The sequence below is a fragment of the Nocardioides sp. GCM10023255 genome (genome assembly GCF_042653125.1).
GTDB lineage: Bacteria > Actinomycetota > Actinomycetes > Propionibacteriales > Nocardioidaceae > Nocardioides.
The window spans coordinates 168,217-190,574 of sequence record NZ_JBHSHU010000001.1 but is presented as its reverse complement, the minus strand read 5'-3'; the positions used below and the strand labels follow the sequence as shown (position 1 = coordinate 190,574).

At 72.9% G+C, this 22,358-nt stretch carries 18 protein-coding genes; 12 read left to right on the top strand and 6 right to left on the bottom strand.

The genetic code is table 11. The features are described 5' to 3' along the window. Nucleotides 1-31: 31 nt before the first annotated feature. The 9 genes from ACFO9I_RS00925 (at nucleotide 32) to ACFO9I_RS00885 (ending at nucleotide 13,881) form a co-directional block, all read left to right on the top strand. Nucleotides 32-3,928 (top strand): DNA-directed RNA polymerase subunit beta', encoded by a 3,897-nt coding sequence (locus ACFO9I_RS00925; protein WP_379176891.1) that lies wholly within the window; start codon nucleotides 32-34, stop codon nucleotides 3,926-3,928. Between the two features lie 303 nt (nucleotides 3,929-4,231). Beyond that, on the top strand, nucleotides 4,232-4,624 hold the full coding sequence (locus ACFO9I_RS00920) for a hypothetical protein (RefSeq protein WP_379176890.1): 393 nt from the start codon (nucleotides 4,232-4,234) through the stop codon (nucleotides 4,622-4,624). A gap of 54 nt (nucleotides 4,625-4,678) precedes the next feature. Then, nucleotides 4,679-5,935: a geranylgeranyl reductase family protein gene (locus ACFO9I_RS00915; RefSeq protein ID WP_379176888.1), complete on the top strand. Its 1,257-nt coding sequence runs from the start codon at nucleotides 4,679-4,681 to the stop codon at nucleotides 5,933-5,935. Next, the gene (locus ACFO9I_RS00910; RefSeq protein ID WP_379176886.1) at nucleotides 5,935-6,723 is read left to right on the top strand and encodes a lysophospholipid acyltransferase family protein; all 789 of its coding nucleotides are present in this window, start codon (nucleotides 5,935-5,937) and stop codon (nucleotides 6,721-6,723) included. The genes ACFO9I_RS00915 and ACFO9I_RS00910 overlap by 1 nt, the downstream gene beginning before the upstream one ends. A gap of 5 nt (nucleotides 6,724-6,728) precedes the next feature. After that, nucleotides 6,729-7,631, top strand: a complete 903-nt coding sequence (locus ACFO9I_RS00905) for an NUDIX domain-containing protein (RefSeq protein ID WP_379176884.1) — start codon at nucleotides 6,729-6,731, stop codon at nucleotides 7,629-7,631. Between the two features lie 53 nt (nucleotides 7,632-7,684). Beyond that, nucleotides 7,685-10,510 carry an FAD-binding and (Fe-S)-binding domain-containing protein gene (locus ACFO9I_RS00900; protein ID WP_379176882.1) on the top strand — a complete coding sequence of 942 codons (2,826 nt, stop codon included), beginning with the start codon at nucleotides 7,685-7,687 and terminating at the stop codon, nucleotides 10,508-10,510. Between the two features lie 88 nt (nucleotides 10,511-10,598). Then, complete coding sequence (locus tag ACFO9I_RS00895; protein WP_379176880.1) at nucleotides 10,599-11,858, top strand: class I SAM-dependent methyltransferase; 1,260 nt, start codon at nucleotides 10,599-10,601, stop codon at nucleotides 11,856-11,858. Then, nucleotides 11,851-12,840: a hypothetical protein gene (locus tag ACFO9I_RS00890; RefSeq protein WP_379176878.1), complete on the top strand. Its 990-nt coding sequence runs from the start codon at nucleotides 11,851-11,853 to the stop codon at nucleotides 12,838-12,840. The genes ACFO9I_RS00895 and ACFO9I_RS00890 overlap by 8 nt, the downstream gene beginning before the upstream one ends. 36 nt (nucleotides 12,841-12,876) lie before the next feature. Next, complete coding sequence (locus tag ACFO9I_RS00885) at nucleotides 12,877-13,881, top strand: DNA topoisomerase IB (protein WP_379176876.1); 1,005 nt, start codon at nucleotides 12,877-12,879, stop codon at nucleotides 13,879-13,881. A gap of 6 nt (nucleotides 13,882-13,887) precedes the next feature. Here the strand turns inward: ACFO9I_RS00885 and ACFO9I_RS00880 are convergent, their stop codons facing one another. Next, nucleotides 13,888-14,727: a GNAT family N-acetyltransferase gene (locus tag ACFO9I_RS00880; RefSeq protein WP_379176874.1), complete on the bottom strand. Its 840-nt coding sequence runs from the start codon at nucleotides 14,725-14,727 to the stop codon at nucleotides 13,888-13,890. Between the two features lie 75 nt (nucleotides 14,728-14,802). On the opposite strand from ACFO9I_RS00880, the gene ACFO9I_RS00875 reads away from it, so the two are divergent. Next, entirely contained in the window at nucleotides 14,803-15,300 is a 498-nt protein-coding gene (locus tag ACFO9I_RS00875) for a macro domain-containing protein (protein ID WP_379176872.1), read from the top strand. Between the two features lie 12 nt (nucleotides 15,301-15,312). Here ACFO9I_RS00875 and ACFO9I_RS00870 read toward each other — a convergent pair whose 3' ends face one another. Further along, complete coding sequence (locus tag ACFO9I_RS00870) at nucleotides 15,313-16,269, bottom strand: helix-turn-helix transcriptional regulator (protein ID WP_379176870.1); 957 nt, start codon at nucleotides 16,267-16,269, stop codon at nucleotides 15,313-15,315. Nucleotides 16,270-16,349: 80 nt separating this feature from the next. On the opposite strand from ACFO9I_RS00870, the gene ACFO9I_RS00865 reads away from it, so the two are divergent. After that, the gene (locus ACFO9I_RS00865) at nucleotides 16,350-17,525 is read left to right on the top strand and encodes an epoxide hydrolase family protein (RefSeq protein WP_379176868.1); all 1,176 of its coding nucleotides are present in this window, start codon (nucleotides 16,350-16,352) and stop codon (nucleotides 17,523-17,525) included. 52 nt (nucleotides 17,526-17,577) lie between these two features. Here the strand turns inward: ACFO9I_RS00865 and serC are convergent, their stop codons facing one another. Beyond that, a complete protein-coding gene (gene serC, locus ACFO9I_RS00860) occupies nucleotides 17,578-18,717 on the bottom strand; it encodes a phosphoserine transaminase (protein WP_379176866.1) in 1,140 nt (379 codons plus the stop codon). Nucleotides 18,718-18,812: 95 nt separating this feature from the next. Here serC and ACFO9I_RS00855 point away from each other — a divergent pair, with 95 nt between their 5' ends. Then, nucleotides 18,813-19,331 (top strand): GNAT family N-acetyltransferase, encoded by a 519-nt coding sequence (locus ACFO9I_RS00855; protein WP_379176864.1) that lies wholly within the window; start codon nucleotides 18,813-18,815, stop codon nucleotides 19,329-19,331. On the opposite strand, the gene ACFO9I_RS00850 is transcribed toward ACFO9I_RS00855, so the two are convergent. The 3 genes from ACFO9I_RS00850 to ACFO9I_RS00840 all read right to left on the bottom strand — a co-directional run bounded on the left by ACFO9I_RS00850 (nucleotide 19,328) and on the right by ACFO9I_RS00840 (nucleotide 22,289). Continuing rightward, nucleotides 19,328-20,416: a hypothetical protein gene (locus ACFO9I_RS00850; protein ID WP_379176862.1), complete on the bottom strand. Its 1,089-nt coding sequence runs from the start codon at nucleotides 20,414-20,416 to the stop codon at nucleotides 19,328-19,330. The two genes, ACFO9I_RS00855 and ACFO9I_RS00850, sit on opposite strands and share 4 nt — an antisense overlap. 91 nt (nucleotides 20,417-20,507) lie before the next feature. Then, nucleotides 20,508-21,518, bottom strand: coding sequence for a TerC/Alx family metal homeostasis membrane protein (locus ACFO9I_RS00845; RefSeq protein ID WP_379176860.1), 1,011 nt, complete (start codon nucleotides 21,516-21,518; stop codon nucleotides 20,508-20,510). A gap of 171 nt (nucleotides 21,519-21,689) precedes the next feature. Next, on the bottom strand, nucleotides 21,690-22,289 hold the full coding sequence (locus ACFO9I_RS00840; protein WP_379176858.1) for a class I SAM-dependent methyltransferase: 600 nt from the start codon (nucleotides 22,287-22,289) through the stop codon (nucleotides 21,690-21,692). Nucleotides 22,290-22,358: the final 69 nt, after the last annotated feature.

Below are 22,358 nucleotides of genomic sequence, written 5' to 3'. Positions count from 1 at the left end.
TCAACAGTTCTAACGAAGGACAACAGCCACCGTGCTCGATGTGAACTTCTTCGACCAGCTTCAGATCGGCCTGGCCACCGCGGACGACATCCGCACCTGGAGCCACGGCGAGGTCAAGAAGCCGGAGACCATCAACTACCGCACGCTCAAGCCCGAGCGTGACGGCCTCTTCTGCGAGAAGATCTTCGGTCCCACCCGGGACTGGGAGTGCTACTGCGGCAAGTACAAGCGAGTCCGCTTCAAGGGCATCATCTGCGAGCGCTGCGGCGTCGAGGTGACCCGTTCCAAGGTCCGGCGTGAGCGCATGGGCCACATCGAGCTGGCCGCCCCGGTCACGCACATCTGGTACTTCAAGGGTGTGCCGAGCCGCCTGGGCTACCTGCTCGACCTGGCGCCGAAGGACCTCGAGAAGGTCATCTACTTCGCGGCGTACATGATCACCTCCGTCGACGAGGACGCCCGCCACCGCGACCTGTCCTCGCTCGAGGGCAAGGTGCAGCTCGAGCGCGAGCGCCTCGAGAAGCGCCGTGACGGCTCCATCGAGGACCGCGCGCGCAAGCTCGAGGAGGACCTCGCGGCCCTCGAGGCCGAGGGTGCCAAGGCCGACGCCCGCCGCAAGGTCAAGGACGGCGCCGAGCGCGAGATGAAGCAGCTGCGCGACCGTGCGCAGCGCGAGATCGACCGTCTCGACGAGGTGTGGAACACCTTCAAGTCCCTCAAGGTCCAGGACCTCACGGGCGACGAGATGCTCTACCGCGAGATGAAGAACTGGTTCGGCAAGTACTTCGAGGGCCACATGGGCGCCACGGCGATCCAGAAGCGCCTCGAGAGCTTCGACATCGAGGCCGAGATCGAGTCGCTGCGCGACACGATCGCCAACGGCAAGGGCCAGCGCAAGGTCCGCGCCCTCAAGCGCCTCAAGGTCGTCGACGCCTTCCGCAAGACCGGCAACAAGCCGCAGGGCATGGTGCTCGACGCCGTCCCGGTCATCCCGCCGGACCTGCGTCCGATGGTGCAGCTCGACGGTGGCCGCTTCGCGACCTCCGACCTCAACGACCTGTACCGCCGCGTCATCAACCGGAACAACCGCCTCAAGCGGCTGCTCGACCTCGGCGCGCCTGAGATCATCGTCAACAACGAGAAGCGGATGCTGCAGGAGGCCGTCGACTCGCTGTTCGACAACGGCCGCCGCGGTCGTCCGGTCACCGGCCCGGGCAACCGGCCGCTGAAGTCGCTGTCCGACATGCTCAAGGGCAAGCAGGGTCGCTTCCGTCAGAACCTGCTCGGCAAGCGCGTGGACTACTCGGGCCGTTCGGTCATCGTGTCGGGTCCGCAGCTGAAGCTGCACCAGTGCGGTCTGCCCAAGCAGATGGCGCTGGAGCTGTTCAAGCCGTTCGTGATGAAGCGCCTCGTCGACCTGTCGCACGCGCAGAACATCAAGTCGGCCAAGCGGATGGTCGAGCGCGCCACCTCCGGCGCCCGGTACGCCGTCGTGTGGGACGTCCTCGAAGAGGTCATCACCGAGCACCCGGTGCTGCTGAACCGTGCGCCCACGCTGCACCGCCTCGGCATCCAGGCCTTCGAGCCCCAGCTGATCGAGGGCAAGGCCATCCAGATCCACCCGCTCGTCTGCTCGGCGTTCAACGCCGACTTCGACGGTGACCAGATGGCCGTGCACCTGCCGCTGTCGGCGGAGGCCCAGGCCGAGGCCCGGATCCTGATGCTGTCGACGAACAACATCCTGAAGCCGTCGGACGGTCGCCCCGTGACCATGCCGACCCAGGACATGATCATCGGCCTGTTCTTCCTCACGACCGACCGTGAGGGCGAGCCCGGGGAGGGCCGCGCGTTCTCGTCGCCGGCCGAGGCGATCATGGCGTTCGACCGTGGCGAGATCACGCTCCAGAGCAAGATCAGGCTGCGGCTCGACGACATCGTGCCGCCGCTCGAGCTCGAGCTCGGCCCGGACTGGGAGGAGGGCCAGTCGCTGACCCTCGAGACCACCCTGGGTCGCTCGCTGTTCAACGACACCCTGCCCGCCGACTACCCCTTCGTGAACTACGAAGTGGGCAAGAAGGCCCTGGGCGCGATCGTCAACGACCTGGCCGAGCGCTACACCAAGGTCGAGGTCGCAGCGTCGCTGGACGCGCTCAAGGACACCGGCTTCCACTGGGCGACCCGCTCGGGTGTCACGGTCTCCATCGACGACGTCACCACGCCGCCGGAGAAGGCCCAGATCCTCGAGGGCTACGAGGCCCAGGCCGCCAAGGTGCAGAAGCAGTTCGAGCGCGGTCTGGTCACCGACGAGGAGCGTCGCCAGGAGCTCATCGAGATCTGGACCCAGGCGTCCAACGACGTGGCCAAGGCCATGGAGGGCACCTTCGACCGGTCGAACCCCATCTACATGATGGTCGACTCCGGTGCGTCCGGAAACATGATGCAGATCCGTCAGGTGGCGGCCATGCGTGGTCTGGTGGCCAACCCGAAGGGCGACATCATCCCGCGGCCGATCAAGGCGAACTTCCGCGAGGGCCTCTCCGTGCTGGAGTACTTCATCTCCACCCACGGTGCCCGCAAGGGTCTCGCCGACACCGCGCTGCGTACCGCCGACTCGGGCTACCTGACCCGTCGTCTGGTGGACGTCTCGCAGGACGTCATCATCCGCGAGGACGACTGCGGCACCGAGCGCGGTCTGCCGAAGCGGATCGGTGAGCGTCGTGAGGACGGCACCGTCGTCAAGCACGAGAACGCCGAGACCGCGGCGTACGCCCGGTCCGCGGCCACCGAGGTCACCCACCCGGAGACCGGCGAGACCCTCGCCGCCGCCGGTGAGGACCTCGGCGACGTGAAGATCGGTGAGCTCATCGCGGCCGGCATCGAGGAGGTCAAGGTCCGCTCCGTGCTGACCTGTGACGCCCGCACCGGCACCTGCGCGAAGTGCTACGGCCGCTCGCTGGCCACCGGCAAGCTGGTCGACATCGGTGAGGCCGTCGGCATCATCGCCGCCCAGTCGATCGGTGAGCCCGGCACGCAGCTGACCATGCGTACCTTCCACACCGGTGGTGTGGCCTCCGCGGACGACATCACGCAGGGTCTGCCCCGTGTGGTCGAGCTCTTCGAGGCCCGCTCGCCCAAGGGTCGTACGCCGATCTCCGAGGCCGCCGGCCGCGTGGAGATCGAGGAGACCGACAAGGCCCGCAAGGTCATCGTCACCCCCGACGACGGCTCCGAGGTCCAGGAGTACCCCGTCTCCAAGCGTTCGCGCCTGAACGTCGAGGACGGCCAGCACATCGAGGTGGGCCACCACCTCACCGCTGGTACCCCCGACCCGCAGGACGTCCTGCGGATCCTGGGTGTCCGCAAGGCGCAGGAGCACCTGGTGGACGAGGTCCAGCACGTGTACCGCAGCCAGGGCGTGTCGATCCACGACAAGCACATCGAGATCATCGTGCGGCAGATGCTGCGCCGGATCACGGTCATCGAGTCGGGCGACACCAACCTGCTGCCGTCCGACCTGGTCGACCGGGTGCTGTTCGAGGAGGAGAACCGTCGCGTGGTCTCCGAGGGCGGCAAGCCGGCCTCGGGTCGCCCGGTCCTCATGGGCATCACCAAGGCCTCGCTGGCGACCGAGTCGTGGCTCTCGGCGGCCTCCTTCCAGGAGACCACCCGCGTCCTCACCGACGCGGCGATCCACGGCCGCTCGGACTCGCTGCGCGGTCTGAAGGAGAACGTGATCATCGGAAAGCTGATCCCGGCTGGTACCGGCCTCGAGCGGTACCGCAACATCCGGGTGGAGCCGACCGAGGAGGCGCGTGCGGCGGCGTACTCCGTCACCGGCTACGACTCGTACGACTACGAGTTCGGCAACTCCGGTGGTGGGCAGGCTGTCGCCCTGGACGACTTCGACTTCGGGTCGTACCAGAGCTGACGCACTCCCGTTCGTCGGGACCCCGTCGCCCTTTGGGGTGGCGGGGTTCCGTCATTTCCGGCAGTGGCCGGGCTACGGCTGCTCGCCCTCGGCCTCCTCGCTCCGTGGGGCAGACCGGGTGCGCGGCGGGGCCCCGGCCAGCCTCGCGCCGGCGGCCCGGTCCTCGGTTGTCGCCCGCTGGGTGGTTGGTCTGGTCCCTGGCTGTCTCCCGGGGCCGGTCGTCGGCGGTGCTCGCTCCCGGTATCGGCAGGAAGTGGTCTGGTCCGGGGGTCTCGGGGCGGCGGTCCGGCGCAGGCTGGAGGGGTGCGACCCCGGTCCGCGCTGCTGGTCGCCGTGGTGGTCCTCGTCAGCGTCGCCGTCACGGGTTGGGGGCTCCTACGCGCCAACCACGAGACCGACCCCGGGGTCCCGTGGGACAGCTACCGGCTCACCACGCACGGGGTCGAGGTCTACAAGCTGCTCCAGTCGTGCGAGCGGATCACCGGCGTCGACGTCGAGGAGACCAGCCGGAGGGTGGAGATCACGCTGCACGTCGACCGCGGCACCGGCTGCGGGGACGTGGCCACGCCCACCGCCAGCGAGGTCCGGCTCGACGACGACCTCGGCGCGCGTGAGGTGCTCGACGGGGCCTGCATCGACCGGGCCTTCCCGACCAGCCTGTGCGAGCGCGGGCCCCAGCAGACCATCAAGCGCTGACCCCGTTCGGGGAGGGCGTGCGCGCGTGTGTGCCCCACCTGCGAGAATCTGCGGGTGACCAGTGCTGTTGTCCCGTCCTCGTGTGACGTGCTCGTCGTGGGGGCGGGGCCGGCGGGTTCGGCGGCTGCTGCGTGGGCGGCGAAGGCCGGGCTGGACGTGCTGCTGGTCGACGCGGCGGTGTTCCCGCGGGACAAGACGTGCGGGGACGGGCTGACGCCGCGGGCGGTCGGGGAGCTGCAGCGGCTGGGCCTGGAGGACTGGCTGCGGGCGCACACCGTCAACCAGGGGCTGCGCGCGCACGGGTTCGGGCAGACGCTGCTGCTGCCGTGGCCCGGCGGCTCGCTGCCGGACTGGGGGTCCGCGGTGGCCCGCACCGAGCTCGACGACCACCTGCGCACGACCGCGATCAAGGCGGGCGCGCAGGCGATCGACGGCGCGCGGGCGGTCGACGTACGCCTCGAGGGCGGGCGGGTCGCGAGCGTGACCTTCGAGCGTGCCGGTGCCGGCGGCACCGCCCACGTCGAGGTGGAGTGCCGGCGGCTGGTCGTGGCCGACGGGGTGCGGTCGCCGCTGGGGAAGATGCTCGGGCGCGAGTGGCACCGCGAGACGGTCTACGGCGTGGCCGGCCGCTCCTACGTGGCCTCCGGGATGTCCGACGACCCGTGGATCAGCTCCCACCTCGAGCTGCGCGGCGCGGACGGCGAGATCCTCTCCGGCTACGGCTGGATCTTCCCGCTGGGGACGGGCGAGGTGAACCTCGGCGTCGGCACCCTCGCCACGGCCAGACGCCCGGCGAACGTCGCCATCAAGCCGCTGATGAAGTTCTACGCCGAGGAGCGCCGCGACGAGTTCGAGCTGTCCGGCGACCTGCGCGCCCCCACCTCCGCGCTGCTGCCGATGGGCGGCGCGGTCTCCCACGTCGCCGGCCCCAACTGGGCGCTGATCGGCGACGCCGCCGGGTGCGTGAACCCGCTCAACGGCGAGGGCATCGACTACGGTCTCGAGACCGGGCGGCTGGTGGCCGAGGTGATGGCCGAGCACGACGACCTGTCCGTGGTCTGGCCGGCGCTGCTGCGCGACCACTACGGCGAGGCGTTCTCGATCGCCCGGCGGCTGGCCGGCCTGGTCACGGTGCCGCGGCTGCTGCCGACGCTGGGGCCGGCCGGCATGCGCTCGGACCGGCTGATGACGCTGGCGCTGCGCTGGATGGGCAACCTGGTCACCGACGAGGACCGCGACCGGGCCGCCCGCGTGTGGCGCTGGGCGGGCCGCCGGTCGCTGGCCCGCGACGCCCGGCCGCCCTTCGCCTGATGTCGTCGTGGTACCGGCTCACCGTCTGGGTGGGGCGGCTGGCGCTGCGCGTCCTGGGCGTCACGACCCGCTGGACGGGGGAGCACCACCTGCCCGCCACGGGCCCGGTCCTGCTCGCCAGCGTGCACGTGTCCTACCCCGACTTCCTGTTCGTGGGGAAGGCCGCGCTGGCCCGCGGTCGGGCGGTGCGCTTCATGTGCCGCCACGACGTCTGGCAGGTCCCGGGGGTGCGTCGGGCCATGGAGTCCATGCGCCACGTCCCTGTCGACCGCCGGGTGCCCGCGGCGGCGTACCTGCAGGCCCGCAGCCTGCTGGTCGCGGGTGAGGCCGTCTGCGTCTTCCCCGAGGCCGGCATCTCGCACTCCTTCACCGTGCGCTCGCTGATGAGGGGCGTCGCCGCGCTCGCACGGGAGACCGGCGTGCCCGTCGTCCCCGTGGTCGTGTGGGGCGGCCAGCGCCTGTTCACCGTCGGTCGCGACGGCCGCCGCGGGTCCTGGGACCTGCGGCGCGGCCGCACCGTCGACGTCCGCTTCGGTGCGCCCGTCCCGGTGCCGCCCGGCGCCGACCTGGTCGCCACCACCGAGGAGCTGGGGCACACGCTGACCGCGATGCTCGAGCAGGTGCAGCGGCTGCCCGTGCACCGACCGCGCGACGGGGAGCACGCACCGTGGTATCCCGCGCACCTCGGCGGGCACGCACCCGACCGGCGTACGGCCCTCGGCCTCGACGACGTGCCACGCTCGGCCGTGCGGCCCACCTGGGGGCCGCCCCTCGAGCCACTACCGTGAGCGGCATGGGGACGATTCCGAAGCGGCAGCGCGTCGGCGCCTACGCGGTGATCCTGCGCGACGACCGGATCCTGCTCAGCCGCCTGGCGCCGATGGTGACCAGCGAGGAGCTGTGGACGCTGCCGGGCGGGGGGCTCGACCACGGTGAGGACCCGCGGCACGCGGTGGTCCGCGAGATCCACGAGGAGACGGGCCTCGACGCCGAGGTGGGGGAGACCGCCCGCGTCTACTCGTCGCACCTGCCCACCGCCTGGCGCGAGGGCCGGCGCATCGACGCGCACGCGCTCCGGATCGTGTACGACGGCTGGGTGCCGGTCGACGCCCCCGAGCCGCGCGTCGTCGAGGTCGGTGGCTCCACCGCCGAGGCGGCGTGGATCCCGGTGCGCGACGTCCTCGACGGCAGCGTCCCGGTCGCGGCGGTCGTGCTCGAGGCGCTGCGCGACCACCGGCCGTTCCGCCGGCAGCGGGTCGCGGCTTACGCCCTGGTGGTCCGCGACGCCCCGGACGGGCAGTGCGTCCTGCTGACCCGGATCTCCCGGCGCGGGCACCACAGCGGGTCGTGGACGCTGCCCGGCGGCGGCCTCGACCACGGCGAGTCCCCCCGGGAGGCCGTGGAGCGCGAGGTGCTGGAGGAGTGCGGCGTCCCGTGCACGGTCGGCGCGCTGCTCGACGTCCACGACGTGCACTTCAGCGGCACCGCGCCCTCCGGCCGGCACGAGGACTTCCACGGCGTCCACCTGGTCTTCGAGGCCGAGCTGGCCGCCGCCGCCGAGCCGCGGGTGGTGGAGCTCGACGGCACGACCGACGAGGTCGCCTGGGTGCCGGTGGCCGACGTCGACTCCGGCACGGTCGAGGTGCTCGACGTCGTCCGGCACGCGCTCGCGGTACGGCGGGCCCGCCAGGACTGACCACACCTCGGCGGCCGTCCGGGACGGCTCCGGCGGCCCGTTATCTTGGGGCGGTGGATGCGCCTGATCTCGTTGCCGAGCTCCGAGCCCGCGGGATCTCCGACGTCGACGACTCGAGCCTGACCCGCGCCCTCTACTCCTCGGACGCCTCGCTCTACCGCGTCGTGCCGCAGGCGGTGGCGCGGCCCCGCCACGCCGAGGAGATCGCGGCGCTGCTCGACGCGTCCCGACAGCTCGGGGTCCCGCTCACGATGCGTGGTGCCGGCACCTCGATCGCCGGCAACGCGGTCGGGCCGGGCATCGTCGTCGACACCCTCAGGCACCTGGACAAGGTGGTCTCGATCGACCCCGAGGCGCGCACCGCCGTCGTGCAGCCGGGGGTCGTGCACGCCGACCTGCAGCGCGCGGCCGCACCGCACGGCCTGCGCTTCGGGCCCGACCCCTCGACCCACACGCGCTGCACCATCGGCGGGATGATCGGCAACAACGCCTGCGGGTCCCGCGCCCTCGGCTACGGCCGCACCGCCGACAACGTCACCGGGATGCGGGTCGCCTTCGGGACCGGCGAGCTGGTCTCGACGGGCTCGACCAGCGGGACGGGCCAGGCGGGCGCCGTCGCCTCGGCGCTCGGGTCCCTCGTGGACCAGCACCTCGCTCACATCCGCACGGATTTCGGACGGTTCACCCGCCAGGTCAGCGGCTACTCGCTCGAGCACCTGCTGCCGGAGAACGGTCGCCGGCTGGACCGGTTCCTGGTCGGCTCGGAGGGCACCCTCGGGCTGGTGACGGAGGCGACGGTCCGGCTGGTGCCGGAGGAGTCCGGCCGGCTGCTCGTGCTGCTGGGCTACCCGTCGATGGTCGAGGCCGCGGACGCCGTGCCCGCCCTGCTGGCGGCCGGCGACGGGCGGCTGATCGCCTGCGAGGGGCTCGACTCGCGGATCGTCGACCTGGTCCGGGCCCGGGGTGGCGGCGTGCCGGACCTGCCGCGGGGCGCGGGCTGGCTCTTCGTGGAGGTCGCCGGCGACGACGCGCCGGCACTGGCCACGCGGCTGGTGACCGGGTCGGGTGCGCTGGACAGCCGGCTGGTCTCCGACGGCGCCGAGTCGGCTGCCCTGTGGCGGATCCGTGAGGACGGCGCCGGCCTCGCCGCGCGCAGCCTGCGGACGCCGGCGTACTCCGGCTGGGAGGACGCGGCCGTCCCGCCGGAGCGCCTCGGCGCCTGGCTGCGCGACTTCGACGAGCTGCTGCGCGAGCACGACCTCGACGGCGTCCCGTACGGCCACTTCGGCGACGGTTGCGTGCACGTGCGCATCGACTTCCCCTTCCGGCCGGGCGACGACCGCGGTCCCAGGCTGTTCCGCGACTTCCTCACCGCGTGCGCGCTCAAGCTGCGCGACCACGGCGGCTCGCTGTCCGGCGAGCACGGCGACGGCAGGGCCCGCTCGGAGCTGCTGCCGCTGATGTACGACGTGGAGTCGTTGCGCCTCTTCGGCGCGGTCAAGGCCGTCTGCGACCCCGAGAACCTGCTGAACCCCGGCAACCTCGTCGACCCGGCCCCGCTGGACGCCGACCTGCGCGCGGTGCGGCCGCGCACGCCCGTCAGCTCCGCGCTGCGGTTCGTGCACGACGGCGGCTCGCTCGGCAACGCCGTGCACCGGTGCACGGGTGTCGGCAAGTGCGTGGCGCCGCGCACCAACGGCGTGATGTGCCCGTCGTACCTCGCCACCCGCGACGAGAGGGACTCCACGCGCGGCCGCTCGCGGGTGCTGCAGGAGGCGCTCGACGGCACCCTGGTGCACGGGCTCGCCGACCCCGCGGTCGACGCGGCGCTCGACCTCTGCCTGGCCTGCAAGGGCTGCGCCTCGGACTGCCCCACCGGTGTCGACATGGCGACCTACAAGGCCGAAGCGCTGCACCAGAAGTACGACGGGCCGGGCGCCACCGCCCGCCGGCCCCGCAGCCACTACCTGCTCGGCCGGCTGCCGAAGTGGGCGGCGCTGGCCGCCCCGGTCGCGCCGCTCGCGAACCGGATGACGAAGCTCGGGCCGGTCGCCCGGCTGGCCAAGGCGACCGCCGGCATCGACCAGCGCCGGTCGATCCCCTCCTTCGCCGCGACCACGCTGCGACGCTCGCAGAGGGGTCGTGCCCGTGAGGGTGCGCCCGGGCGCACCCCGGGGGACACGACTCCGGACGTGTGGATCTGGGCGGACTCGTTCACCGACCACTTCCTGCCCCAGACCGCGCACGCGGCGATCGAGGTCCTCGAGGCGGCCGGCCTGACGGTCCGGGTGATCGCGGACGACGCCTGCTGCGGGCTCACCTGGGTCACCACCGGCCAGCTGGACAAGGCGCGCGCCATCATGGGCCGCACCGTCGCCACGCTGGCGCCGTACGTCGCCTCGGGCGTGCCGGTGCTGGGCCTCGAGCCCTCCTGCCTGGCGACGCTGCGCAGCGACGCGGTCGAGCTGACCGACGACCCGCGGGCCGCGGAGGTGGCCGCCGGGGTGCTGACGCTCGCCGAGCTGCTGGAGCGGCTCGACTGGACCCCGCCCGACCTGCGCGGGGTCACCGTCGTGGCCCAGCCCCACTGCCACCACTCCTCGGTGCTCGGCTGGGCCGCCGACCAGCGGCTGCTGGAGTCCGCCGGCGCGACCGTCACCAAGGTGGCCGGCTGCTGCGGGCTGGCCGGCAACTTCGGCATGGAGCAGGGGCACTACGAGGTGTCGGTGGCGATCGCCGAGACCCACCTGCTGCCCGCCGTGCGCGCGCACGAGGGCGCCGTGGTGCTCGCCGACGGCATGTCCTGCCGGGTCCAGCTCGACGACCTCGCGGGCGTCCCGGCAATTCATCTGGCCGAGCTGCTGGCCCGTAACCTGTAGGCGTGAACCCCCGCCACCGTCGCCTCGTGATCCCGGTGGCCCTGGTGGCCCTCCTGCTGCTCGTCGTCATCGCCGCGGTGGTGCAGAAGTGAGCGAACCGCTGCTGCGGGCGCTGAGCCGGATGCGCGCCCACCTGCTCGACCCCGAGACCCTCGTCAAGGCGGTCGCCTCCGGCCGGCAGAAGGGCCAGCAGCCCCGCTGGAAGCGGGTCGAGATGCGCTACGTCGATCTCAAGGCCGGACGCCACCTGCAGGTCACGGCGTACGACGCCACCCAGGCGCACACCTCCAACCACAAGGAGGGGGCGGACGCCCGGGACGCGGTCGACGACCTGCTGGACATGCCGTTCGGCAATTGGCACGTCGACACCACCACCCAGAGCCACCAGCTGCGGGTCACCAAGAAGCTCGAAGCCGTCGTGCACACCACCGAGCGGGCCGAGGAGGTCGAGGTCGACCGCGGCCACGACCGCGACAAGACCCGCCTGCTGGCCGAGGACGACCCGCTGTTCCGGGTGCTCGGCCTCACCGACGCGCAGGGCCGGATGAAGCCCAGCCGGCAGGCGAAGTACCGCCAGGTCGAGGAGTTCCTGCGGCTGCTCGACGCCGCGATCACCGACGCCCTCGCCAAGGGCCACCTGCGCCGGCCGACCGCCGACGAGCCGCTGCGGATCGTCGACCTCGGCTGCGGCAACGCCTACCTGACCTTCGCCGCCCAGCGGTTCCTGACGACGGTGCGCGGCCTGCCGGTCGTCGTCACCGGGGTGGACGTCAAGGAGCAGTCCCGCCAGCACAACGGCGCGGTGGCCCGCGAGCTCGGGGTGGACGCCGAGTTCGTCGTCGGCAGCATCTCCGGCGCGGAGCTCGAGCAGGACCCCGAGGTGGTGCTGGCCCTGCACGCCTGCGACACCGCCACCGACGAGGCGCTGGCGCGCGCGGTCGGCTGGGGTGCCCAGCTGGTGCTGGCCGCGCCCTGCTGCCACCACGACATCGCCGCGCAGCTGCGCAAGGCGCCCACGCCCTCGCCGTACGCCCTGCTCACCCGGCACGGCATCCTGCGCGAGCGCTTCGCCGACACCCTCACCGACGCGCTGCGTGCCTCCCTGATGCGGCTCTCGGGCTACAGGGTCGACGTCGTGCAGTTCGTGGAGAGCCAGCACACCCCGCGCAACACCCTGCTGCGCGCCGTGCGCACGGGTGCGCCCGTCAAGGGCGGCGGCGTGCGCAAGGAGTACGACGAGCTGGTGGCCACGTGGGCGTTGCGGCCGCGGCTGGCCCAGCTGCTCGACGAGCAGCGCCCGGCGGCGCAGGTGGCGGAGGAGCGTGCCGGGGAGGCTGCCGGTGCGTGACCGGGTGCTGGCCGGACTGCTCGTGGTGCCGTTCGTGATGGGCGCCGCGGCGGCACCCGCGCGGCCCGGCGACGTGGCGTTCATCTTCACCGACCCGCAGATCGTGGAGTCCAGCGGCCTGGTCGCCCGCGACGGGCTGTTCGTCACCACCAACGACTCCGGCGACTCCGGGCGGGTGTTCACCGTCGACCCGGCCGACGGGGACACGGTCGGCGTGACCAGCTGGTCGCAGGACCCCACCGACGTCGAGGCGCTCGCGCCGGCCGGGCGGGGCGCCGTCTGGGTCGGCGACATCGGCGACAACACCATCGAGCGCGACAGCGTGCGGGTCGCCCGGGTCCCGGTCGGTCGCGGGGACCGCGCGGCCGACGTCCCGACCTACGACCTCACCTACCCCGACCGGCCGGTCAACGCCGAGACGCTGCTGTCGGACCCGACGACCGGCCGGCTGTACGTCGCCACGAAGAACGTCTTCGGCGGCACGCTGCTCGCCGCCCCCGCGAGGCTGCGGACCGACGGTCCCAACCGGTTGCGGCCGCTCGGGCCGGTGCTGCCGATCGCCACGGACGGGGCGTTCTTCCCGGACGGGCGGCACGTCATCCTCCGCGACTACTCCCAGGCCGTGGTCTACACCTTCCCCGGGCTGGAGGAGGTCGGCTCGTTCCGCCTGCCCGACCAGGACCAGGGCGAGGGGATCGCGGTCGACGAGTCCGGTGCGGTGTTCGTGTCGTCCGAGGGGCAGCGCGAGCCGGTGCTGGAGGTGCGGCTGCCCGCCGACGTACGCCGTGCCGTCGGCCCGGAGCGGCCGGCCGTCTCGCCGTCGGCGAGCCCGTCCGCGACGGGCTCCGCGGACCGGCGCGGGACCCCCGCCCCGGACCCGGTCGAGCGCCCGGCCTGGCCGTGGTTCCTCACCGGCTGGCTGGCGCTCGGTGGGCTGGTCCTGGTCGCGCGGTGGCTGGGCCGGCGTCCCTCCGGCCGCTGAGGTTTGCGCGGCCGCGCCGCTGGCTACCTTCTGCGCATGCCACGCCTGCGCCGCACCTCACCCGACCAGCCGGGATGGACCCGACGCCGCGCCGGCCGCGGCTTCGTCTACCTCGACGGTGACGGCAACCGGCTGCCCGAGGAGGACGCGCAGCGGGTCCGTGACCTGGTGATCCCGCCGGCCTGGGAGGACGTCTGGGTCTGCCCGTGGCCGAACGGCCACCTGCAGGCGGTCGGCACCGACGACGCCGGCCGACGGCAGTACCTCTACCACCCCGACTGGCGCGCCCGTCGGGACGCGGAGAAGTTCGACCGGATGCTCGAGTTCGGCCGGGCGCTGACGCGCGCCCGCGAGCTGGTGCTGACCGACCTCGGGCGCGAGGGCATGCCGCTGGAGCGGGCCTGCGCCGCTGCGGTCCGGCTGCTCGACCTCGGCTACTTCCGGATCGGCAACGACGTCTACGCCGACACCAACGGCAGCTTCGGCCTCACCACGCTCGAGCGACGGCACGTGCGGCGTCGCCAGGACCGGCTGGTCTTCACCTTCACCGGCAAGTCCGGCGTCGACCACCGCATCGAGATCGACGACGCGGTGGTGATCGAGGCGATCGACATCATGCGCCGCCGGCGCGGGCAGGACCTGCGGCTGCTGTCCTACAAGGAGGGGCGCTCCTGGCGGGCGATGCTGCCGGCGCTGGTCAACGAGTACGTCCGCGCCAGCACCGGGATCGAGGCCACCGCCAAGGACTTCCGCACCTGGCACGCCACCGTGCTGGCCGCGGCGGCGCTGGCCGAGACCGACGAGCACGGCGAGTCCCGGGCGTCGCGCAAGCGGGCGGTCTCCGGGGCGATGAAGGAGGTCTCGTCCTTCCTCGGCAACACCCCCACGTTGGCGCGGTCGTCGTACGTCGACCCGCGTGTCATCGAGGCCTACGAGGAGGGGCGCACCATCAACGGCACGACCCGGCGCGGCTACGACACCCCCGATGCCCGGCAGGCGGCGCTGGAGCGGGCGACCCTGCGGCTGCTCAAGGAGTCGTGACGCGGCTCAGCGCGCGGGCGTGAAGACCAGGTCTTGGCGCAGGTAGAGCTCGGCGAGACCCAGGCGCCGCATGTTGTGCTGCGAGGGGTTCGGGTTGCCGGGGGACTCGGGCCAGGTCTCGGTCGACACCCAGTGGCAGCCCCGCGCGGTGCCCTCGCGCAGCCGGGCCGCCATCAGCGCGGACTGCGCGCCGCGGCCGCGGAACGCGGGCAGGGTCGCGGCGCCGCTCAGGGTCGCCACCTCGCCGTGCACGAACAGGTTCGCCACCGCGGCCAGCTCGTCGCCGTCCCAGGCGCCGTAGGTGACCCAGTCGCCGTCGTACGCCGGCACCTCGGCGAACCACGCCTCCATCGCCGGGTCGGCAGGCATGCCGAAGCCGGTGCGGATCACCCGTCCGTACTCCGTGGCGTCCTCGGGCCCCAGCCGGTCGACCCGCAGGTCGGTCCGGTCCGGGCCGAGGTCGGGCAGCGGCCCGAAGTACTTCACGAAGGTGGCCCCCGGCGTGAGCCCGCGCTGCTCGAGCAGTTGCTGCCACCCCTCCGGCTGCGCGTGCGGGGCCACCTGGACGGCGAGGGACGGCGCCGCGCGCTCGGTCGCGAGCCCCAGGACCTCGTCGACGACCCCGGCGGTGAGCGGCTCGGTCAGGCCCAGCCCCACCGCCTTGTTCCAGTAGCCGCCGGTCGGGTCGTGGGTCATCAGCGTGAGGACCCCGCCGCCGATCCGGACGGCGTCCATCCCCAGCGCGCGCCTCGCCTCGGGAGAGGCGTCGTGGTTGAAGCGGTACATGAACTCCGCCTCGGCCTGCTCGGCGAGCACCCCCCACGCGGGGTCGAAGGTCGTGGGCACACCACCAGCATGCGGGTGGGAGACCCGTGCCGCCATGGCCCGGCCGGGCAGGATCGGGCGGTGCAGAATCGGGGCATGGAGATCACCGTCGTCCAGGGCGACATCACCCACCAGCAGGTCGATGCCGTCGTCAACGCCGCCAACCGGGCCATGCGTGGTGGGGGAGGCGTGGACGGTGCGATCCACGCCGCCGGCGGCCCGGCGATCCTCGAGGACTGCATCGCCCGCTTCCCGCACGGGCTCGCGACAGGGGACGCCGGCTGGACCACCGCCGGCGACCTGCCCGCCCGCTGGGTGATCCACGTCGTGGGCCCCGACCACCGGGCCGGCGAGACGGACCGTTCGCTGCTGACCTCGTGCTACGCCCGCGCGCTGGAGGTCGCCGACGAGATCGGTGCGGGCACGATCGCCTTCCCGCTGATCAGTGCCGGCATCTTCGGCTGGCCGAAGGAGGATGCGATCGCGGCTGCGCTGGAGACGCTGTCCGGGGCCGGGTCACGGGTCGGGGAGGCCCGGATGGTCGCGCGCGACCGGGCGACGTACGACGCGATCGTGGCGGCGCTCGGCGGCTGAGCCGCGGGCCGCTCAGCCCGGGTCCACCGACCCGGCGTAGCGACGCGCCAGGAGCCGCAGGTGCTCGACCAGCTCGGGCGGCTCGGTGACGTGGAAGTCCAGGCCGAGCATGCCGATGTAGACCGCGACGATCTCGTGGCTGTCTCCTCCGGTGACCAGGACGCTGCGGCCGTCGGGGAGCGGCTCGACGGTCCCGACCGCCGGGTTGATCCGGGCGACCACCTCCGCGGCGGGTGCGTCCACGACGATCCGCGCGTGCACCGCCCAGCCCGTGGCCGCCACCTCGCGCACCACGAACTCGGTGAGATCGCCCCCGGGCACGGGGGAGGGGGTGAAACGGGGTCCGCCCGGCGTGCGCAGCCGCAGCCAGTCGACCCGGTACGCCGCCCAAGCGCCGGTGTCGCGGTCCCGGCCGACGAGGTACCACCGGCGCTGCCAGCTGACCAGCCGGTACGGCTCGACGCTGCAGGGCTCGTCCCGGTAGTCGCAGCGCAGGCTCTGCCCGTCGCGGATCGCCGCGGCCAGCTCGGTGAGCACGGTTGCGGGGACCTCGGGGTCGGGCACGTTGCTGTCGGTGTTGACCGGGCCGGCGCTGGTGGCGTCGCGCAGGGCCCCGATCTGGCGTTGCAGGCGGTGGGGCAGCACGTGCTCCAGCTTGGCCAGCGCCCGCGCGCTCGTCTCCTCGACACCGGCGATGCCGGAGGCGGCCCGCAGCCCCACGGCCACCGCGACGGCCTCCTCGTCGTCGAGCAGCAGCGGGGGCAGCTTGGCGCCCACGCCGAGCCGGTAGCGCCCGCCCGGCCCGCGGACCGCGTCGACGGGGTAGCCGAGCTCGCGCAGCCGGGCCACGTCGTTGCGGACGGTCCGGTCGGTGACGTCGAGGCGCTCGGCGAGCTCGGACCCGGACCAGTCGACGCGCGACTGCAGCAGGCCGAGCAGGTCCAGCAGCCTGGCGGAGGTCTCGCGCACGGCGTGTTCCTTCGATTCTTTCCGGGAGCCCCGAGAATAGCGGAACGAAATGTTCCGGAATACGTCCTAGCGTCAGCTGCATGGACACCGACACCGCACCCGCCGCCACTTCTCCCGCCACCGACCTCGAGGCCTCCGGGGTCGTCACGCCGTTCCGCGTCGACGTCGACCAGCACGCCCTCGACGACCTGCAGGACCGCCTGGCCCGCACCCGTTTCGCCGCCCCGGCACCGGGCGACTCGTGGGACCACGGCACGCCCGAGGCCTACCTGCGCGAGATGGTCGACCACTGGCAGCACCGCTTCGACTGGCGCGCGCAGGAGGAGCGGTTGAACGCCGTCCCCCAGTTCCTGACCGAGATCGACGGCCAGACCATCCACTTCGCGCACGTGCGCTCCGCCGAGCCGTGCCCCCGCGCCCTCGTGCTGACGCACACCTACCCGGGCTCCTTCGTCGACTTCCTGGACATGGTGGGCCCGCTCACCGACCCGGTGGCCCACGGCGGCCGCGCCGAGGACGCCTTCCACGTGGTCATCCCCTCGATCCCCGGATTCGGGTTCAGTGCGCCGCTCGCCGAGGGCGGCTGGACCGTGGCCCGGGTCGCGCGGACCTGGGACGTGCTGATGCGGCGCCTGGGCTACGACTCCTACGGCGCCCACGGCAGCGACGCCGGCGCGATGGTCTCCCGCGAGCTGGCCGTGATGGACCCCGAGGGCTTCCTGGGCGCGCACGTGCTGCAGCTGTTCTCGTTCCCGTCCGGCGACCCGGACGAGCTCGCGTCCTTCGGTCCGAAGGAGTACGGGGCGCTGGAGTTCCTCGGCTGGTTCCAGCAGCGGGCGGGGTTCGCCGCGGCGAACGGGTCCCGGCCGCAGACCGTCGCCGCCGGGCTGGCCGACTCGCCGGTCGGACAGCTGGCGTGGAACGAGCTGTTCGAGAACTTCGGCAACGGCACCAGCCTGCTCACCCGCGACCAAGTGCTGACCCAGGTGTCGTTGTACTGGCTGACCAACACCGGCGGGTCCGCGGCGCGGCTCTACTGGGAGGAGAACCGGGCAGCGGCCGAGCCGGTCGTCAGCCACGGTCGCACCGGGGTGGCCGTCTTCGCCGACGACTTCCAGACGATCCGGCCGCTCGCCGAGCGCGACAACACCGCCATCGTGCACTGGAGCCAGCACCCCGAGGGTGGCCACTTCTCGGCGATGGAGGTCCCGGAGGTGGTCGCGGCCGACATCCGGGCCTTCTACGCCGGGCTCTGACGGGGCGGCGGGGCCCCGGGGACGATGTCTCCGGGGCCCCGCCCGCGTCGGATCAGGAGTGCGCGACCACGTGGTCGATGCAGGCGGTGAGCGCCTCCACGTCGGCCGGGTCGATCGCGGGGTACATCGCGATCCGCAGCTGGTTGCGGCCCAGCTTGCGGTAGGGCTCGGTGTCGACGATCCCGTTGGCGCGCAGCGTGGCGGCCACCGCGGCGGCGTCGATCGACTCGTCGAAGTCGATGGTGCCGATGACCAGCGAGCGGTGGTCCGGGTCGGCGACGTACGGCGTGGTGTACGACGTCTTCTCGGCCCAGCCGTAGAGCGCGTTCGACGACGCCGTGGTCCGCTCGACCATGCCCGCGAGCCCGCCCTGGGCGTTCATCCAGTCCAGCTGCTCGGCCATCAGGAACAACGTGGCGACCGCCGGGGTGTTGTAGGTCTGGTTCTTGCGCGAGTTGTCGATCGCGGTCGGCAGGTCGAAGAACGCGGGGACGTGCCGGCCGCTCGCAGCGATCTCGGCGGCGCGGTCCAGCGCGGCCGGCGACATGATCGCCAGCCACAGGCCGCCGTCGGAGGCGAAGCACTTCTGCGGCGCGAAGTAGTAGGTGTCGACCTCGGTCAGGTCCACCGGCAGCCCGCCCGCGCCCGAGGTCGCGTCGACGAGCACCAGCGACTCGGACGCCGTGGTCCCCTCCGGGCGGCGTACCGGCGCCATCACGGCCGTCGAGGTCTCGTTGTGGGCCCAGGCGTGGACGTCCACGCCCTCCTCGGCGACCGCAACCGGCCGCGACCCGGGGTCTGAGGCGATCACCGACGGGTCGGCCAGCCACGGTGCGTCCGCGGCGGCCTTGGCGAACTTCGAGGAGAACTCCCCGAAGGACAGGTGCTGGCTCTTCTCCCGGATCAGTCCGTAGGTCGCGATGTCCCAGAACGCCGTGGCGCCGCCGTTGCCGAGCACGATCTCGTGGCCCTCGGGCAGGTCGAAGAACGTCGCGAGGCCGTCGCGGACCCGGCCCACCAGGTTGCGCACCGGGGCCTGCCGGTGCGACGTGCCCATCAGCGTGGTCCCGGTCGCCGCGAGCGCGTCGAGGTGGCTGGTCTGGATCTTCGACGGCCCCGCTCCGAAGCGGCCGTCGGCCGGGAGCAGGTCAGCGGGGATCGTCGGCCTGGACGTCTGCGGGGCGTCGGTCATGAACAGCCTTCCGGGTGGGTAGGAGGTGACTCCTGACGACGCTGTCAGACCCTTATTGTGGCACCCGCAACGCGCCGTACCCTCGAGGAGTCCAGATGACCAGCAGCACGGGGAACCCCGGCTTCGCCGACCGGGCCCTGCTGGAGATCGTCCGCGTCGACTACGGGCAGCCGGACGCCATGCGCCTGATCGCCGAGGTCCAGGCCGAGTACGTCGCGCGGTACGGCGGCCCCGACGACACGCCGCTGGAGCACGCGATGTTCGAGCCACCGGCCGGCAGCTTCTTCGTCGGCTACACCGGGGGCGAGGCGGTCGCGACCGGTGCGTGGCGGCGCAGCTCCGTCGCGGCGTTCGGCACGACCGACACCGCCGAGGTCAAGCGGATGTACGTCGTGCCCCGGCTGCGCGGTGCGGGGCTGGCGCGCCGGATGCTGGCGCACCTCGAGCAGGACGCGGCCGCGGCGGGTGCCCGGGCGCTGGTGCTGGAGACCGGGCTGCGCCAGCCGGAGGCGATCGCGCTCTACGAGTCGAGCGGCTACACGCCGGTCCCGGGGTTCGGCTACTACAAGGACGCGCCGCTCTCGCGCTGCTTCGGCAAGCTGCTGACGCCCTAGGTGCAGGGGCGGCGCCGGTAGCTGGGGTTCTCCCGGTCGATGCGCGAGCCGGTCTCGAGCACCGTGTTGCCGTGCCGGCGCCAGCCGTCGGTGGGCTCGCCCCGCGGGAACCAGACGCCGTAGTAGCCGACGCAGCCGAAGAGGTGCCGGCTGAACACGTTGTCGACGAACCGCACGTCCTCCACGCTGTGGCCGCCCCGGGGGTCGGCGTCGGACGGGCTGTAGTCGTGCGCGTAGACGGAGAAGCCACCGCCGGCGACCAGGTTGTGGCGCACCGTGATGTCGCGGCTGCTGCGCAGGCTGTCCCAGATGGCGATGGCGCTGTTGGCGGCGTTCTGGTCGTCGCTGGTCATCAGCCACGTGTTGTGCCTGATCAGCCCGTGGGACGCCCCCTCGGTCTGGTAGCCGTCGACGTGCCCGTTGGCGGTCCGGGTGGTGAAGTCGTGGAACCAGCTGCCGCTGATCTCGAAGTTGTCGCCGGTCGTTTGCGAGTAGCCGGTGTCGCTCCAGCTGAACACCCCGTCATTGGCGTGGCGGCAGTCGAGCCTCTTCACCACCACTCGGCGGCCCTGGTGCCAGATGCAGGCGTGCACCCCGCGCATGCCGTTGGTGGCGACGCGGCGGATCGTCGCGCTCGCGCCGTTCGCCACCGTGATCACACCGGAGCCGTTGGCCGCCTCACCCCGGCGCCCGGTCGTGCAGCGGACCGCGACGTCACGGATCGTCACGCCGCGGGCCCGGACGTCCAGGCAGCCGACGATCCTGCGGCAGCTGATCGTGGCGTCCCTCCGGGTCACGTGGATGACCGAGGAGGGGTCGCTGCCCCGCGGAGCCAGGGTGTCTCCCGGGCACCGGCTCGCGCGCGGGCCGGTGTTGCCCGGCCCGGGCCACCCGCACCTCTCGAGGTGCCCCCAGACGAAGGACCCGTTGTCGGAGCACCTGTCCGCTCGTGCGGCGGGTGCGTCGGTGCCGGCGGCGTGCACCCACGGGACCGGGTTGACGCCACCGGTGACGCTGAGGAGGGCGCCGAGCAGCACGAGGCGGGGGACGAGCGACAGAACGGTCTGGACTGCTGGGTGCTGCACGGGTCTCCTCGTGGTCCGTCGCCCCCCGGGACCCGCGGGAGTCTAGGCACCTGTCGCCCGCTCCCGCGTGGCGCATCCCCCATCGTGGGGATCAGCCGACCATTTCCTCCACGTCGTCGCGGTCCCGCCGCGAGGCGGCCAGGCTGGTGGCCACGGTGACCGCCAGGATGCCGACGACCACGCCCAGCGAGGCCAACGTCGGGATCTCCGGGACGGCCGGCCACTGCAGGTGTGCCCAGTGCAGGGCCAGCTTGGCGCCGATGAACGCCAGGATCGCGGCCAGCCCGTAGCCGAGGTGGACCAGCCGGCTCAGCGCGCTCTCGAGGACGAAGTAGAGCGCGCGCAGGCCGAGCAGGGCGAAGGCGTTGGTGGCGAAGACGAGGTAGGGGTCGCCGGTGATGCCGTAGACCGCGGGGACGGAGTCGATCGCGAACACGATGTCGGTGGCGAGCACGGCCAGCACCACCAGCGCGAAGGGGGTCAGCGCCCGACGCCCGGCCTGCCGGACGCTCAGCCGCGGGCCGTCGTACTCCTCGGTGACGGGGAAGAACCGGCGGGCCACCCGCACCACCCGCATCCGCGAGACGTCGACCTCGTGGCCGTGACCGCTCAGGGTGTCGCGGAGGATCTTGACGCCCGTGACCACCAGCACCAGGCCGAAGACGAGGAAGACCCAGTCGAAGGCGGCGAGGGCCGCCGCACCGAGCGCGATGAAGACGCCGCGCAGCGCGAGGGCGCCGACGATGCCGTAGAGCAGCACCCGCTGCTGCAGCGCCGCCGGCACCGCGAACGCCGCCAGCAGCAGCATGAAGACGAAGAGGTTGTCGACGCTGAGCGACTTCTCCACCAGGTAGCCGGTGAGGTACTCCACGCCCCGGTCGGTGCCGTGCTGCCACCACACCCAGCCGCCGAAGGCGAGGGGGAGGGCGACGTAGAAGGCCGACCAGCCCAGGGCCTCACGCAGCGTGACCTCGTGGGGCCGGCGGGTGAGCACGAAGTCCAGCGCCAGCAGCGCGAGGACGAGGCCGATGGTGACGGCCCAGAGCGTCGGGGTGGCGATCGTGTCGACGGTGCCGGGCGCGGTCGCAGCGAGCGGGGACATGGTTCTCCTCGGACGTGGATCGGTGTCCGAGGTCTTCCTCGACCGGCTGCTGCCGGCGACCTCCCGGGACGGCCGTGGGGCAGTCGTACTGACCGGGTGGTGCTTGGGTGAGGTACTCCCCTCGAGCCCCCAGTGTACTGACCCCTTTCAAGGGCTGGATCCGATGCGAGGTCAGCCCACGACCAGGTAGCGCTCGTCGTCGATCTCGCGACCCCAGTAGACCGGGTCGGGCAGCAGGGTCAGCGTGGCGTCCCGGCCGGCGGCCTCGAGCAGCGCGACCGTCTCGGCCGCGGCGAGCCCGCCGCCGTTGAACCAGCGACCCTCGACCAGGAGCAGCCGCCCGCCCGGCACCAGCAGGTCGACCCAGCGGCGCAGGGCACCGGCGGGGTCGGGCATCGCCCAGAGGACGTGGCGGCACAGGACGACGTCGTACGCACCCGGGTCGAGCGGCGGGGCGGAGGCGTCGGCCTCGGTGAACCGGACTCCGGTGTCGCCGTCGGCCTTCTCGATGGCCAGGCGCACCATCTCGGGGGAGATGTCGATGCCGTCGACGGTGTAGCCGTGCTCGGCCAGCAGCAGCGCCAGGGTGCCGGTCCCGCAGCCGAGGTCGGCGACCCGGGCCGGCGCCGGCGGCAGCGCGTCGAGCAGCAGGGCGCGCCAGGCCTCCCGGGTCCCCGGGTCGTGCAGACCGTGGTCGGGGGCCTCGTCGAACGTGGCGGCCTCGGCGTCCCAGAGGGTGCGGGTCTCGTGCAGGTGGTCCCGGGGTGTCATGCGCGGAGCATAGGCACGGGAGCCGCGGGGGTCACTCGCCTCAACGGGTGAGGTCCGCGGATCCGCATG